The organism is Brevibacterium moorei (assembly GCF_024580735.1).
Taxonomy (GTDB): domain Bacteria; phylum Actinomycetota; class Actinomycetes; order Actinomycetales; family Brevibacteriaceae; genus Brevibacterium; species Brevibacterium moorei.
Genome location: NZ_JANIJX010000002.1, coordinates 134,363 through 147,230, shown reverse-complemented (window position 1 = coordinate 147,230; position 12,868 = coordinate 134,363). Strand labels below are relative to the sequence as shown.

General features: G+C 65.0%; 26 protein-coding genes and 2 tRNA genes. 5 read left to right on the top strand and 23 right to left on the bottom strand.

The window, feature by feature from the left end; all coding sequences use genetic code 11:
• Window positions 1-149: 149 nt before the first annotated feature.
• From NQ034_RS02415 to NQ034_RS16555, 12 genes are all read right to left on the bottom strand, one after another.
• Window positions 150-458: a hypothetical protein gene (locus NQ034_RS02415; protein WP_257046808.1), complete on the bottom strand. Its 309-nt coding sequence runs from the start codon at window positions 456-458 to the stop codon at window positions 150-152.
• A 91-nt stretch (window positions 459-549) separates the two neighbouring features.
• On the bottom strand, window positions 550-939 hold the full coding sequence (locus NQ034_RS02410; protein WP_257046807.1) for a nucleoside triphosphate pyrophosphohydrolase family protein: 390 nt from the start codon (window positions 937-939) through the stop codon (window positions 550-552).
• Window positions 932-1,288: a hypothetical protein gene (locus tag NQ034_RS02405; RefSeq protein ID WP_257046806.1), complete on the bottom strand. Its 357-nt coding sequence runs from the start codon at window positions 1,286-1,288 to the stop codon at window positions 932-934. The genes NQ034_RS02410 and NQ034_RS02405 overlap by 8 nt, the downstream gene beginning before the upstream one ends.
• Complete coding sequence (locus NQ034_RS02400; RefSeq protein WP_257046804.1) at window positions 1,272-1,556, bottom strand: peptidase associated/transthyretin-like domain-containing protein; 285 nt, start codon at window positions 1,554-1,556, stop codon at window positions 1,272-1,274. Before NQ034_RS02400 ends, NQ034_RS02405 begins: the two co-directional genes overlap by 17 nt.
• Before the next feature lie 92 nt (window positions 1,557-1,648).
• Complete coding sequence (locus tag NQ034_RS02395; RefSeq protein WP_257046803.1) at window positions 1,649-1,930, bottom strand: hypothetical protein; 282 nt, start codon at window positions 1,928-1,930, stop codon at window positions 1,649-1,651.
• Between the two features lie 68 nt (window positions 1,931-1,998).
• Window positions 1,999-2,178, bottom strand: a complete 180-nt coding sequence (locus NQ034_RS02390; protein WP_257046802.1) for a hypothetical protein — start codon at window positions 2,176-2,178, stop codon at window positions 1,999-2,001.
• A 75-nt stretch (window positions 2,179-2,253) separates the two neighbouring features.
• Window positions 2,254-2,646 carry a hypothetical protein gene (locus tag NQ034_RS02385; RefSeq protein ID WP_257046801.1) on the bottom strand — a complete coding sequence of 131 codons (393 nt, stop codon included), beginning with the start codon at window positions 2,644-2,646 and terminating at the stop codon, window positions 2,254-2,256.
• 29 nt (window positions 2,647-2,675) lie between these two features.
• Window positions 2,676-3,482, bottom strand: a complete 807-nt coding sequence (locus NQ034_RS02380) for a phage antirepressor KilAC domain-containing protein (protein ID WP_257046923.1) — start codon at window positions 3,480-3,482, stop codon at window positions 2,676-2,678.
• 136 nt (window positions 3,483-3,618) lie between these two features.
• On the bottom strand, window positions 3,619-3,906 hold the full coding sequence (locus NQ034_RS02375; protein WP_257046800.1) for a hypothetical protein: 288 nt from the start codon (window positions 3,904-3,906) through the stop codon (window positions 3,619-3,621).
• A complete protein-coding gene (locus NQ034_RS02370; protein WP_257046799.1) occupies window positions 3,903-4,127 on the bottom strand; it encodes an FDXHR family putative zinc-binding protein in 225 nt (74 codons plus the stop codon). The genes NQ034_RS02375 and NQ034_RS02370 overlap by 4 nt, the downstream gene beginning before the upstream one ends.
• 124 nt (window positions 4,128-4,251) lie before the next feature.
• Entirely contained in the window at window positions 4,252-4,680 is a 429-nt protein-coding gene (locus NQ034_RS02365; RefSeq protein ID WP_257046798.1) for a hypothetical protein, read from the bottom strand.
• Complete coding sequence (locus tag NQ034_RS16555) at window positions 4,677-5,480, bottom strand: LvrA C-terminal domain-related protein (protein WP_507148550.1); 804 nt, start codon at window positions 5,478-5,480, stop codon at window positions 4,677-4,679. Before NQ034_RS16555 ends, NQ034_RS02365 begins: the two co-directional genes overlap by 4 nt.
• Here NQ034_RS16555 and NQ034_RS02355 point away from each other — a divergent pair.
• On the top strand, window positions 5,472-5,690 hold the full coding sequence (locus tag NQ034_RS02355) for a hypothetical protein (RefSeq protein WP_257046796.1): 219 nt from the start codon (window positions 5,472-5,474) through the stop codon (window positions 5,688-5,690). The two genes, NQ034_RS16555 and NQ034_RS02355, sit on opposite strands and share 9 nt — an antisense overlap.
• 110 nt (window positions 5,691-5,800) lie before the next feature.
• Here NQ034_RS02355 and NQ034_RS02350 read toward each other — a convergent pair whose 3' ends face one another.
• The 3 genes from NQ034_RS02350 to NQ034_RS02340 form a co-directional block, all read right to left on the bottom strand.
• Window positions 5,801-6,358, bottom strand: coding sequence for a single-stranded DNA-binding protein (locus NQ034_RS02350; protein ID WP_257046795.1), 558 nt, complete (start codon window positions 6,356-6,358; stop codon window positions 5,801-5,803).
• A gap of 177 nt (window positions 6,359-6,535) precedes the next feature.
• A complete protein-coding gene (locus NQ034_RS02345; protein ID WP_257046794.1) occupies window positions 6,536-7,408 on the bottom strand; it encodes a recombinase RecT in 873 nt (290 codons plus the stop codon).
• 20 nt (window positions 7,409-7,428) lie between these two features.
• Window positions 7,429-8,403 (bottom strand): YqaJ viral recombinase family nuclease, encoded by a 975-nt coding sequence (locus NQ034_RS02340; RefSeq protein WP_257046793.1) that lies wholly within the window; start codon window positions 8,401-8,403, stop codon window positions 7,429-7,431.
• A 22-nt stretch (window positions 8,404-8,425) separates the two neighbouring features.
• Between NQ034_RS02340 and NQ034_RS02335 the strand changes: the two genes are divergently transcribed.
• Window positions 8,426-8,770: a helix-turn-helix domain-containing protein gene (locus NQ034_RS02335; RefSeq protein ID WP_257046791.1), complete on the top strand. Its 345-nt coding sequence runs from the start codon at window positions 8,426-8,428 to the stop codon at window positions 8,768-8,770.
• On the opposite strand, the gene NQ034_RS02330 is transcribed toward NQ034_RS02335, so the two are convergent.
• From NQ034_RS02330 to NQ034_RS02310, 5 genes are all read right to left on the bottom strand, one after another.
• On the bottom strand, window positions 8,742-8,930 hold the full coding sequence (locus tag NQ034_RS02330) for a helix-turn-helix domain-containing protein (protein ID WP_257046790.1): 189 nt from the start codon (window positions 8,928-8,930) through the stop codon (window positions 8,742-8,744). The two genes, NQ034_RS02335 and NQ034_RS02330, sit on opposite strands and share 29 nt — an antisense overlap.
• Window positions 8,927-9,055 carry a hypothetical protein gene (locus NQ034_RS02325; RefSeq protein ID WP_257046789.1) on the bottom strand — a complete coding sequence of 43 codons (129 nt, stop codon included), beginning with the start codon at window positions 9,053-9,055 and terminating at the stop codon, window positions 8,927-8,929. Before NQ034_RS02325 ends, NQ034_RS02330 begins: the two co-directional genes overlap by 4 nt.
• A complete protein-coding gene (locus tag NQ034_RS02320) occupies window positions 9,039-9,239 on the bottom strand; it encodes a hypothetical protein (protein ID WP_257046788.1) in 201 nt (66 codons plus the stop codon). The genes NQ034_RS02325 and NQ034_RS02320 overlap by 17 nt, the downstream gene beginning before the upstream one ends.
• Window positions 9,236-9,433, bottom strand: coding sequence for a hypothetical protein (locus NQ034_RS02315; RefSeq protein WP_257046787.1), 198 nt, complete (start codon window positions 9,431-9,433; stop codon window positions 9,236-9,238). The genes NQ034_RS02320 and NQ034_RS02315 overlap by 4 nt, the downstream gene beginning before the upstream one ends.
• Window positions 9,434-9,614: 181 nt before the next feature.
• Window positions 9,615-9,854, bottom strand: coding sequence for a helix-turn-helix domain-containing protein (locus NQ034_RS02310; protein WP_257046786.1), 240 nt, complete (start codon window positions 9,852-9,854; stop codon window positions 9,615-9,617).
• Between the two features lie 160 nt (window positions 9,855-10,014).
• Here NQ034_RS02310 and NQ034_RS16340 point away from each other — a divergent pair, with 160 nt between their 5' ends.
• Both NQ034_RS16340 and NQ034_RS02300 read left to right on the top strand, forming a co-directional pair.
• Window positions 10,015-10,320 (top strand): hypothetical protein, encoded by a 306-nt coding sequence (locus NQ034_RS16340; RefSeq protein ID WP_257046785.1) that lies wholly within the window; start codon window positions 10,015-10,017, stop codon window positions 10,318-10,320.
• 218 nt (window positions 10,321-10,538) lie between these two features.
• Window positions 10,539-11,360 carry a tyrosine-type recombinase/integrase gene (locus tag NQ034_RS02300; RefSeq protein WP_257046784.1) on the top strand — a complete coding sequence of 274 codons (822 nt, stop codon included), beginning with the start codon at window positions 10,539-10,541 and terminating at the stop codon, window positions 11,358-11,360.
• On the opposite strand, the gene NQ034_RS02295 is transcribed toward NQ034_RS02300, so the two are convergent.
• The 3 genes from NQ034_RS02295 to NQ034_RS02285 all read right to left on the bottom strand — a co-directional run bounded on the left by NQ034_RS02295 (window position 11,331) and on the right by NQ034_RS02285 (window position 12,580).
• Window positions 11,331-11,747, bottom strand: coding sequence for a hypothetical protein (locus NQ034_RS02295; RefSeq protein ID WP_257046783.1), 417 nt, complete (start codon window positions 11,745-11,747; stop codon window positions 11,331-11,333). The genes NQ034_RS02300 and NQ034_RS02295 overlap by 30 nt on opposite strands.
• A 120-nt stretch (window positions 11,748-11,867) precedes the next feature.
• Window positions 11,868-11,941 (bottom strand) — tRNA-Val (locus NQ034_RS02290).
• 48 nt (window positions 11,942-11,989) lie between these two features.
• Window positions 11,990-12,580, bottom strand: coding sequence for a TetR family transcriptional regulator (locus NQ034_RS02285; RefSeq protein ID WP_257046782.1), 591 nt, complete (start codon window positions 12,578-12,580; stop codon window positions 11,990-11,992).
• Window positions 12,581-12,738: 158 nt separating this feature from the next.
• Here NQ034_RS02285 and NQ034_RS02280 point away from each other — a divergent pair.
• Window positions 12,739-12,812, top strand: a tRNA-Pro gene (locus NQ034_RS02280).
• Window positions 12,813-12,868: the final 56 nt, after the last annotated feature.

Sequence of the window (12,868 nt, the reverse complement as noted above, 5' to 3'; positions counted from 1 at the left end):
CCTCCGCATGAGTCCGGTGGCGGGTGGTCTTCTGGATCCTTGTTGGTTCCAGAGGCGGAAGGAGCATTCCACGCCTGATCTGCCCCGTATCCGCGATCCACGGGCGCGAAGACTTCAGGAACTCCGACCTCCACACGGCCCCGCGCAGGTCACTCGCCATTGCTCACCGCCTCTTGGAACTCCGGGTGTTCCTCAAGCGCGTCCACGGCCTCCTGCCGGGTGCACTGCCCCGCTTGGATCAGCTTTTCGATGGGAGGGGTGAACTGGGCGATAGCGATGATCACTTCCGTTTCCAGCCCCCGTTCGATCCGCTGCTGGCGAGTCGGGTTCATTATCCGGATGCGGTGGCCCAGATTCCCGTACAGGTGTTCGTCAGCGGCCTCGCGCGTCTGGAGGGTCTGGCGGCAGGTCTTGCAGGCCCCGTAGGGTTTCCCCGGGGTCGGATCGAATATTCCCATGACGGTCTCCTTCACTTCGTCCAGAACAGGGCGGCCAGGGCGGCGGCCCCCATTGCTGCCAGCGACACCGCCAGCACGATCCAATCGGGCATCAGAACTCCCTCCCGTGTTTCGGCGGGCGGGACGTGTTGTATGCCAGCTTGGCTCCGATCTGCTGGGCCAGGGCGGTCTCCAGCCCGTACTTGCCCACCAGGTCGGCCAGGCGGATGATGACGTCCGCGATCTCCGGGAGGAATCCCTCCGGCTTCCCGTCCTCGCGGTGATACACGTGATCCATTGCGTTGCCGGACCGGAGTTCTTCCAGCGCCTCGGACAGTTCCGAATGGACCAGGGCCAGCTTCATGCCGACTTCGTTGTGTTGTTCCTGCTGGGTCTGCGCGCCTTCGCGGTCCCGGTCCCAGAAGCCTTTTTCGCGGGATGCCTGGTTGGCTGCCAGGCAGAGTTCGGCCAGGTCCACGCGCGGGGTGGTGGTGTTAGTCATTGTGGTTTCTCCGTTCAGTGGGGGTGAGGTCTTCGCAGCCGGTGAGCATGTCCCACCGGCCTTGTTCGCGGGCCTGCAAGAGCATGTCCCGGGTGATGCGTTCAGCAAGAAGTTGCGCAGCCGCGTATCCGACCGCCAGGGCCAGAACGATGGTGAGGTTGTTCCAGAACCGGCCGCCTTGCCAGTAGCGGTCGAGTGCAGCGGCCACGGCCACGCCGAACATGTAGCCGAACGTCCAGATTGTCGAGGTGATCCTGGAGGCTTTCCCGCGTTCCCGGGCCACGGTTGCGCCGAGGAACGTGCCCGGGGAGCGGAACAGGGTTCGGCGGTGTTCAGGGTCGATCCGCATCCGCGTTCTCCTTCCGCCGCTCGTACCCGGTCGGCTGATAGCCGGGCGGGGTGTAGAGCGTGTAGGTGCCGTCAGGGTTGAGGAGCCTCCAGCCGTCCCAGGCGAGGACGGGGATGGTTTCCGCGGGCCGGGGGTCGAACCTGTCGATCTTCCAGCCGTTGCGGCGGGCCAGGTCGGCGGCGGCCGGGTCGGATTCGATTGCGGTGTTGAACTCCCAGCACAGCAGGATGGTGTTCTCCGGGCCGTCCAGGCCCTTCGCTCCTCCCATCCCTCGGCCCCGCCTGTGTTGGATGCTGAGGTTGGAGCCGGTGCCGCAATGCGGGCACTGGCGGCCGTCCCGCTCGAACACCGTCTGTCTGTTCACGACCATGCCGGGTGCCGTTCCAGGCTGATCATCGCGGTCATGTCCCTGTCGGGTGCGGTCAGGGTGTCCAGGTGGATGTTGATGCTCTCCGGGCCACCCTCGAATGCTTCTTCTCCCAGGATGGTGAGCGAGTAGAGGGGGCGGGGTTGGCCGGGGAACTGGCCGATGAGGACGGCGGCGAGGATTCCGGACTTCTCGCCTTCCTCGGTTTCGAGGGTGACGTGGCGGCCTAGGTGGCCTTCTCCGATTTCGTGTACGGGGACTTTCACGGTGGTCATGGTGCGCCTTTCTTGGTTGGGGTGCCCGCGCCCGGGGTGGGCGCGGGGTGTAACGAACGGGTTATGCGTCAGTTGGTCCAGGCTTCGCGGATTGCGGCGGCGTCGTCTTCGCTGATTTCGGTGTCTCCGCCGTCGGTGGCGTTGAGGGTCTGGTCGAAGTCTGCGATGTGGTCCCAGCGGACGGGGGTGGTGATGCCGGATTCTTCGACGGTTCCGAGCTGGGTTGCGAGTTCGTTCAGGGTGATCATGGCTTGGAGCCTTTCTATCGGTTGGCCGGGGGCTCATCCCCCGTGCTCATATTTATACTATAACACATTGCACGGCTAGGGCAAAGCCAGCCGGGAAACAATCTCCTCCGCATCCAGGTACGGCAGCAGCGACACCTCGAACCGGAGCCGCTGAGGCACAGGGCCCCGCGCTGCGAGCCCCCGATCCACCCCTGCCGGGACGATCAGCGGGCCCGTCACGAACCGGTTGGAATCCTCATCCAGCACACCCATCCGCACCAACTGGTCAACCACAGCCTTCAGGGAGGGTTGCATATTTTGCGCGTCATACGCTTGCCGAGTCGCCTTCACCACGCCACACACCACCGTCGCCCGACCAACCGGCTTCAGGCCCCGCGCGGACACCGCGGTGAGCTGCGCAATGAGCTGCTTCCGGGTCACGGCCGCCCGCCAGTGCAGGCGGCCGTTCGCGTTCAGCGTCTCCTTCACTGGCATGGTGAAGGCAAACCGCGGGGGAGTCACTGGCCCGCTTCCTCCCGGAACCGTCGGAATATCAGGTCCAGGCCCTTCCCGGTGATCCGAACCTGAGGCGCGGACGACTCTCGAACTTCCCCGGTTTTCTGGTCCGTGTACACGCGCGCCTTCGGCTTGAACAATCCTTGGTTAACGTACTCCTGCCGGGCGTGCGGACGGCCCTTGGAGTCCCGATACAGGTAGTTCCAATCCACCAGCTTCTGCACCAGGCGCTTCTGCCCGACACGGCAGATGTTCTTATCGAACATGACCTTGGCGGCTTCCTCGTAGGACCACGACCCTGCGCTGTTCACGATGTGGTCCCAGGCCGCGACTTTCGGGCGTTGTTCCTCCACGGTGGCCTCCAACGCGCGGACCTTACGTGCGGAGATTTGGAGGGCCTGGTGGACGATCTCGTCTTCCGTGAGTTCCCGGGCGGGCGGGGTCACTTCCGCCTCGCGCGTCTTCACCGCGAAATATGCTTGAGCGGCGGCGACCTCCGGCTTGCGCGGGTCACCGTTCATCGCCACCAGGTAGGCGGCGAACCGGACTAGGTGGAAGTCCTCCCGCGGGCGGCCTCCGGTCTTTTCGGTGGCGTCACCGAAAAGGTCTTCCGGGCGTTGGCCCTGGTTCTGAGCGGTCATTCTCGCGCGGCTGATCGCCGCAGCGAAATTCCTCCAATCGGCCCCGTATCCCAGCAAGGGCATGAGGTCGCGGGCGGACCAGTATTCGGTGCCGTCCGGGCGGGTCCGGCGGATCGCATCGAACGGTGATCCAGTCGTGTCGGTGAAGAGGTCGAGTTGTGCGGTCATGGTCACTTCTCCTTGTCGTGCGGTTCGTGATTGCAGTCGGTACAGCAGGGGCGGCCGCGGTCCCGGGTGAGGATGGAGCAGGATTGCCGCGACGTACCGCAAGCGCACCTGAGGTACCGATCCCGGGCCGGGGGCTTCATGCCGGTTCGGCTTCGAGCAGGTACAGGTGGGCGTCGGCGTCCGGGTCCACTCCGGCCCGTGCGGCCGCCAGGCGGGCCTGGGCGTCGGACACGGCCATTTCCAGGCGGAGCAGTTCGTTCTCCGTGGCGGGCTGCGGGGGTTCCGGCCGGGAACGGCGGGCTTCCCGGTCCTCGTGCCGGACGCGGGCCAGCATGTGCTCACGTTCCCGGAACGCGGCCGGGAGGGCTTCCAGTGCCGCCGGGGTGAGTAGGGGCATGGTGGCCAGGGTCATCCGGCGGTTCATGCCGCCTCCTCCGGGGTCCAGGTGCCGGGCATCTGCCACATGGCCCGCTTCGCGTTCCAGACCAGGCCCTCGGTCGTGCAGCAGAAGCCCTCGGGGGACAGGCGTTTGCGGTGGGCGTTGCCGGATAATTCCGAGCTGAACGTCTCGTGGCAGAACAGGCAGTGCCGGGCATCGGGGCCGCTCCAGGTTTTCTTGCATTCGTTGCAGCGATTCTGTGCCATGATCGGTTTCCTTCCGTAAACGGCCCTAGGCGGGCCTAGAAATTGTTGAGTGGGTAGTTGGGTGGATTCGGGCCGATAGCCCGCCTACGGCGAGCCCCGGGGTGCGTAACGCACGGGTTACGCGTCACCGCGAGGTCACCTGACGGGACGGCCACGACTGAGCGAACTCCGCAAACGACAGGTTGGAGTCCAGATACGCCTGGTATGCCCGACGGTTCAACGTCCCCGCCCGGGCCCCGGCAATGATCCGCTTCCGCGCGGACCGGCCCAGGTCCGGCGCATCCTCATCCGCGGCAGTCAGGTGCAGGCTCCCCGTCAACCCCAGAGCGTCGTTCATGCGGCGCTTCTGCAGCGCTTCGACTCCGCGGGCAATGTGGGCGGGCTGAATCCAGTCCGCGGACTCCCGCCGGAACGCATCCACCGCGGCCTTGCAATCCTCCAGCGGCAGGTCTCCGATCACCTGGTGCCAAGCGGCGGCCGCATCGTCGGTGTTGGAACGGTTGTCGATCACGGACATGTACGTGAGCAGCGCGGTCATTTCGGTGAGCGTCATCGTCCCAGCAGCCTCCCCACCGTGTCCGACACCTGCGCGCCCTGCGCCGCATCGCGGTCCATCGCCCGCTGCAACACGGCCAGGTTCTCACTCATCCGGGCCTGCCGTTGAGCGTGCGCCGTGGATTCGGGGGTGCGGTCGGGGAGGGCTTCGTTCTCCCAGGCGTCGGCGTTGAGCCAGGTTGCGGGATTCTTCGTGAACTGGGGACGGCGGTTGGGGTCGTCACGGTAGGCGGCGGCCGCAGCCATGAGCGTGCTGGGGTTGGTGCGTTCCCGAGCTGCCCGCCAAGCCTTCAGCGCGGCCCGCTTGTCGGCCTTCTTCGGGTAGACCTTCCACCAGGCTTCAAACTCCTCCGGGTATCCGCCCTTCGGCGTGGACTTCCGTTTGGCCGGTTGCAGGTTGAACAGCTCTCCAGCGTCATCGGCCGGGCCGGGGTCGCTCGCGCGCACGCACGGCGGCGTAGCCGCCGGTTGTGACGCGTTAGCGTCACGTTGGTTTTCTTCCCCATGTTCTTCTTCAACCTGGTCTTCTAAGAACATAGTCTTCTTAGTCGCGGGTTGCCCGTCATTGGAGAACCCGTCAACGGGTTTCCCGACACCGGTGTGACCGTCACCGGTGAATGGGTCAGTCAGGTGGTAGTCCATCCCCGCGAACTTCCTCCCGGAATCTAGGCGCTGAACCCGGACCAGATACCCGGCTTCCTCCAGCTGTCGGAGCTGCGTCCGCACGGCATCGCGGCCCTCCTTCGTGGCCGCTTGCAACGACTCCACGGACAGTCTCCAGCCCTCCCGATGGGACATGATCTGCGCCAACAGGCCGCGGGCTCCGTTACTGATGCGCGTGTCCCTCAGGAACTCGTTGGGGATCATCGTGAACTGCGCTTCTCGCGCCAGGCGGTTCCGAACAATACTCACCTGGGAATCACCTCCAGGTGCAGTGCTGCCATGCTGGCGGCGGATGCTGATATGATCGACATATCCAACCATTCCTTTCAACTGGTGTTGGTGTGAGGCCCCGGGGTTCCTGCCCCGGGGCCTCCTTTGATTTTAGCCTAGTAGTGCGTAACCCGCGGGTCACGCGCCGGGCCTGACATACTGCCAAGCCCGACGCAAGAACAACCCTAGAACGGCGGTTCTTCACCGGTGGGATTTCCCCACCCGCCCGACTGCTGGCCGCCACCCTGAGCGGCCTGATTCGGGTTCTGGCCCCACTGCGCGCCCTGCGCCTGCTGGCTGTCCCAGGAGTCTCCGCCCTGCTGGTTGGGATTCTGGCCGCCCTGGAAGCCCTGGCCGGAGGATTGGTTACCCCCACCCGGATTGCCGCCGTACCCGCCACCCTGGCCGCCCTGCTGGCGTTCCCGGTGATACTGGATAGCCCACACCGACACCTGAAGGTCAGCAGCCGCCGCACCCTCCTTCGTCATGTACGGGTTCACATACCCGTTCCCGTACACGGTCACCTCCCGGCCCTTCCACAGCTGGCCCCGGTACCGGTCCATGTCCTCCTGCCCGATCACGCACGACACCCACTGCTGCTTCGTCTTGACGAACTGCCCGTCATTGCCCCGGTGGCCCTTCGTGTCGTTCACCGAGAACACGACGAACTGCTGCCCGTCCTCCCGGGTCTTCACCGCCGGGTCGCTGCCCAACCAGCCGTGAATCTCCATCCGATTCGTCATACTGCTATCCTCCCTTGCCGGACTGAGCCCGGCGATTCCAGACGGGCCGCTAGTCGGCCCGTCAAATCCGTACGCCCTGCCTCACGCAGGTACGTCACCAGCGTGTCCCGGGTGAACCCCAGGGCCGCGGCCACCTCCGCCAAATCCAGGTCCGTGTAGGCGGTGAAATGCTCAACCTCAGCCAGGCTGTCCAGGCTGATCTGCGACCGCTTCACCATCCTGAATCACCCCCTCAACCGGCTGCTGCTCCAACTCCGGATGCTCCACCGCAGCAAACACGTCCGACCCCATTTCCGTGTTCGACCGCACCCCACTGTCGGCGTACAAGCCCTGCTGGAGGTCGAACGACTTGGGCGCGTACTTGAGCGCCTGGAGGATCATCGTCTTGCGGGCCATAGCCTCGAAGTTGTCCCGCCACGGGCCCACCACGCTGCCGTCCCGCTTCTTCGCCATAGCGAACCTGTCCCGGTGGTCTTCCATCTGCTGCACGGTCCACGGCCGGTTCACCGTCACGGTCCCGTTGGTCAGCTTCACGACCGTGTACCAGCCCAACAGGCGGCCCGGATTCTGCCAGTCCACACGGTGCTCCAACCGGTCGTAGTCGTAGGAGAACCGCAGGTCGTCGTGCTCGCAAATGTCTATCACCTGCACGTCACCCAGCGCGGGGGACCGGCGGGCCAACTCCAGGTATCCCTGGTAACCGATGATGAGCTGCGCGACCATGCCGCGCTTCCACACGTTCATCGGGATCAACCAACCCATGCCCCCAACGCCCGGGCGGAGGTTCAACTGCGCCATTGTGACGAGACCGCCCAGCACGGTCACGGGGTCACACTGCCGCAGCTTCGGGTTCGCGCGGAACAACTGGATAGCGTCCGCGACAATCTGCCTGGCATTCCCACCGTCCGGCATCAGCGCGGCAAGCTGAGACTGCATGGACGCAATCTCCCTCTCAGCGCCGTCCCGCTGGTCCACGACCGGCTTCTGTTCGCCCGGCTGCAACAGGTCCGCGTTGGCGGACTGCATCCGCTCCTTCAAGTGATTTCCCATGATGGTTCCCTTCTTGGCCCTCAGGCCGTCTTCTTCTTAGCCGCCCAGAAAAAACGGGTGTAGGCGGATTCCTTCTTGTACTTCGCCGGGTCCAGGCCGTCTTCGACCATCAGCGCCTCATCCAGCCGGTGAGACACAACCCGCTTCAGCGTGCCCAACTTCCTGTCGCCTTGCATGATCACTCCACGGTCACCCACCAGGGCCCGCAACTGCGCCTCCCGGTCCGCCGCAATCTTCGCCGCAGCCTTCTCCGCCTGCTTCGCGGCCTGCATGTCCTCCAACAGCTGCAGGCCGTCGTCACCAATGTCCGCAATGTCCTCCGGGTCCGGGCGGGTCCAGGTCTCCTTCGCCCACCCGAGCGACGCCCCCGTCAACGGCGGCTCCACGCTCTTCTGCACGTACTCGGTCCAGAAAAACTCGGCCACCGTCAACATGTCCTCGATGAACGCGTCATCCCGCTCCACCACACGGATATGGAACCGGTCAGGATTCCCGTCGATCATCGCCGCCACATACGCCCGAGACCGACCGGTGACCGCCATAGCGGCCTGCACCTGCACCTCGGCATGGTCGGCTACCTGGTCATCCGCCCAATCGTCCTCCAGGTGCCACGATGTTGTCTTCGCCTCGAACAGCGCATCATCCCCGATCAACCCATCCGGGCTGTAGTGCAGCCACGGGTTCGGGATCGACCGGAGCATCCCGCACTCATCGACCTGTAGGCCGGTCTCCTCCTGGAAGATTCCCCGCACGACGGGCTCCAGCGCGTGCCCGACGTCGAACCGCCACGTGTGCGCGGTCTTGACTCCCATGACCTTCTGCATCCAGACGGAATGCTGGTCCGCCCAGGGGTTCAATCCGAGCACGGCGGACATGTCGGAACAGCCCAGTGACTTGTTCCGTTCCGCCTCCCACTCCGGTGTGTTCGACTTGACATTGGCTACTAGTTGGCAGTGAGTTGCCATATCAGCCGGAGTTGTCGTGATAAGAGCCATAGCGGCCTCCTAAACTAGTGGTGTGGGTAAGACAAAATTTGAATCACTGAGCGCTCTCGTTGAAGCGCGATTACAGGAACTCGGCTGGTCCGGACGCCAAGCCGGGCTGGAAGCCGCGAAACGCGGAATCGACATTTCCGCGACGACGATCAACAAGGTCCGCGTCAACCAGATCAACCTCACCGCTGAACGGATCGAAGCGCTGGCCGCGGTCCTGAAACTCCCGGTCGATGAGGTGATGGAAGCCGCCGGGCACGAATACCACGGGGACTTCGCATCGGAACTGCCGCGCGACGTGAACCTGCTAACCCGGTCCGAACGGGACGTGGTGCTGGCAGTCATTGGGGCATTCCTCGGCCGCCGTTAACCCAGTCCTCCAGGTCCGCCCGCCAGACCCTCCATTGCCCGCCCGGGCCGGTGGGCTGGCGGGCGTCGATCACCTGCTGCTGGAACAGGCGTTGCAGCGTGCGTTCGGAGAACTTCGTGAACGCGGCCGCCTCCTGCACGGTCATGAGTTCGTCGGTCATTGCCGCCACTCCCTTTCCGCGTCCGCGTACTCATCGGCCCAAGCGTCGAAGTCCGCCCGCTCATCCAGAGCGTCCAGGGCCTCTTCGTAGGCGCATTCCTCATTCCACTCAGCGATCCGATCCACGGCCGGTCGCCTCCTTCCAACACATGACTGCGCCGACGGCCAGGACGGTGACGGCGGGGAGAACGACGATGTTGCTGGGGCCCGCGTGGACTGCCAGATACCAGGTGGCCGCGGCCCCGGCCAGAACCATCGGGGCCCACAGGCCGAACGCCCGTCGGGCGCGGTAGGTCTTGGCCGGGTTCATGCCCGCGCCCCTGCGGTGAGGGCGGCGGCCGCGCGCAGTCGGGCGACGGCATCCCCGCTGATTGGCAGTTCCGGCTCCTCTGGGTAGGGGAGGGCCCGCGTGGTGGCCGACAGGCTCATGCCCAGCGCGTACAGGGTGGGGTAGTTCTTCGGGTCCGCGGCCGGGAGGGTGAACCCGGCTTCTTCAGCGATCATGGCGAGCTGATCGAACGCCAGGCGCTGCACCGTAACCTGCGGGTTATGCGTCGGTGAGGGCAAAGAATCAGGGGCCGTGGCTGGTGTTGCGGTTGGTATGCTGGGGGTGTTCATTTCGATCCTTTCGGGGTCTGGGTGGCCTCCTGGTAGGACAGGGGGCCATTCGTTTTTTCGGGGCTGATCATGCCGCCTCCTCCAGGTCGGAGACCACGGTGACCAGGCGGTCGATGGGGAGGCCGGGGAACTGAGCGGAGACCTTGCCGATGAAGTCCGCGCCAACGCCAACGCGGCCAGTGAGGGCGTTGCTGAGGGTTGTTGGGTTGATCCCCATCGCCTTGGCGGCCTCCTCTTGAGTCCTCCACCGGCGGGATTCGCGCAAGGCGTTGAAGGCCTCGCGGTTGAGCTGCATCCGGTAACGCATGTGTTTTTCACCTCCGTTCTTAGTGTTTACGCTAAGTCTATATTAGCGTAAACACTAACGCAAACGTCATGCGCAACCGCCCCCACACCCGTAGTTATTAGGGAGAAGCTGCGGGCGGGCGCGTATAGGTCTTAGTGTCCGCGCTAAGTACAATGGCGGGGTGACTTGGACAAACTGGATGCGAGAAACCAGCGGCGGAGCCAGCAACGCAGACATAGCGCGGACCACCGGCCGCTCATACGTCACCGTGTCCAAATGGCGAACCGTCACCCCCAGCGTCGAATCCGTCATCGCCTTCGCAGACGCCTACGGAGCCAGCCGCGCGGAAGCCCTCGTAGCCGCCGGATACCTCCGACCCGACGACCTCACCGGCCCACCCTCCCGCGGCCTCTCAGCCATACCCTCAGACGTCCTCCTAGACGAACTCCGCCGCCGCATCCGCGACCTCGAAGACCGGGCATCCTAATGGCCTACGCCCGCCGCACAACCTCCGGCCGCTGGTCCGCCCGCTACCGTGACGCCCTCGGCAACCTCCACACCGCCAGGGGCGGCCCCTGGCCCCACAAAGAGGCCGCAATACGCGCGGCCACCCTCCAAGAGGCCACAGCCCGTAGGCGCGGTTGGGAGACCGGAGACAGCAAACTCACCTGGAGCGCCTGGTGCGACGAATGGCTGAAGACCCGCGTGGTCGAAGACGCCACCGCCCGGGCCGACAAGCAGTTCATCGCGCGGCATATCCGCCCCAAATGGGGGAAAGCCCGCCTGGTATCCATCGGCCCCCACGACGTCCAGCAGTGGGTGACTCAGCTGCGCGAAGGCAAGGCCGCAACCAGCCTCCAACCGCTACGACCCAAGACTGTCGCGCGCATCCTCAACGTGCTTTCCTCCAGCATGACCGCGGCCGTCCGCGCGGGACACATCGACATGAACCCCGCCACCAACATCGCCATCGGCGGGGGAGAAGAAGACAACGAACGATACCTCACCCGCGAGGAGGTGCAGGCGGTGGCGAGCCAGCTGGAGCAGCAGCGCGCCATAGTGGTCTACACCCTGGCGTACACGGGCCTCCGATGGGGTGAGCTGGTGGCGCTTGATTGGTCCGACATAGACCCCCGACGGAAGACGGTACGGGTCAGCAAGACGTGGGTTAGGCAGACCAGACAGGTTAAGCCCTACCCGAAGAGCAAGAAGCCGCGCACGGTCCCCGTCCCGGAGTGGATCATGGAGGAGTTGCCGCACACGTCCCCGATCTTCACCGGCCCGGGCGGCGGCCGCCTGGCAGCCAAATCGTTCCGCCTGGCTCTCACCCGCGCCACGGAGGCGGCGGGAGTGGAGCCGTTCAGGATTCACGACCTCCGCCATACGTTTGCGTCATGGCTGGTGCAGGGCGGCGTCCCCCTGTTGGAGGTCGGGAAGATGCTCGGGCACCGGTCCGTCACGACGACGCAACGCTACGCCCACCTGGCTGAGGAACCGTCAGCCCTCGTCCGGGAACTCCTCGGATGACTGCTGAGCGTGGCGCGCCCGAGTGCGGGCCCGGCCCTTCAGGACATTGGCGACGTGTGCAGACCCGGATTTGAACCCGCATTCCTTGGCGATCCGGTACATGGACACACCCGCATCCACCGCGGCCTGCATGGCGGCTGCGCGGTCGTCGGCAATCCGTTCCCGCCGCTTCGCAATTTTCGCATATTCCGGGTATTTCGCCCGGGTGACGCTGGAAGGCTTGATCCCGTTGTCTTCAGCGATCATGGACTTCACTGTGTCGGCTAAAAGGTCCGCGTCCATGTACTGCGCGTGGAGGTTACGCACTACCTTCAGGTGCTTCTCCCACTCGGGGGAGACCTCAGTGACCTTCGGGCGTCCGCCTGGCATAACCTCTCCGTACATCATATTTATACTATAAATGCCGCGGATGAGAGGAGCTTGGAAGTGCGCCCTTTGCGCCATTTCTGCGCCATTCACATCCGCGCCCAACGGCGGCGAACCGCCGCCAGCCCCGGAATTACTGGGTGGGCCCAGAGGGACTTGAACCCCCGACCCCCTCGGTGTAAACGAGGTGCTCTAGCCAACTGAGCTATAGGCCCAACGGAAACCAAGTATGCCACAGGTGTGGTGGACCGCCAAAAGCGGAGTCAGGCCTCGGAGGCGGTGCCGACCAGCCTCTGCAGTCCGGCGGCGAAGACCTCCTCGGCGCTGGGCGTTCCGAGCGGCGAGGAGTTCCTCGCCGCTGCGCGCGCAGCCGAACCGGGCCCTGTGTCCAGCCGGGCCAGCAGGTCCCGATTCTGTTCGATCGCGGTCAGCCCCAGCACATAGCCGATCCACGCGTCGACCTCGCCGGTCCGGTCCGCGGCTGCCGCCGCTGCGGTCAGTGTGCCGGGCAGGACCTCGGTGCCGGCCTGAGCGTAGGCGACAGTGAAGATCTCCGCACCGTCGCGGTAGCGCAGCAACACCGTGCGCAATGCCGCGAGCGCCTCGGCGATCCCGGTCTGCGTCTCGGTGTTCGGGCCGCCCTGTCGCGAACCACCCTGCAGGGAATCGACCTGTGCGGACATGCGTTCGGCCAGCAGGACGAACACGTCCTGTTTGTTCTTCACGTGCCAGTACAGTGCCGAGGGTTGCACGCCCAGGTCGCGGGCCAGTCTGCGCATGGACAGATCGCCCAGGCCGAACTCGGTGAGGATCGCCAGGGCGGCGTCGGTGATGAGGGCGCGGGTCAATGCCATAGGGCGATCCTATCGGCACCGCCGGCGGCTCCCCGATAATCACCCTACAAACGTGTGCTTGCTCACTTTGGGTCGAATCGGGCCGTCTCGATTTGCGCGGCACCCTGGGACCGGATATTGTTTTATTCGTTGCCAAGCACGGCAATGAGAAGTGAATACGGGATATGGCGCAGGTTGGTAGCGCGCCTCGTTCGGGACGAGGAGGTCGTGGGTTCAAATCCCGCTATCCCGACAGATACCCTGGGTCTTCGGACCCGGGGTTTTTGTTTTCCCCAGACTCATACTCCA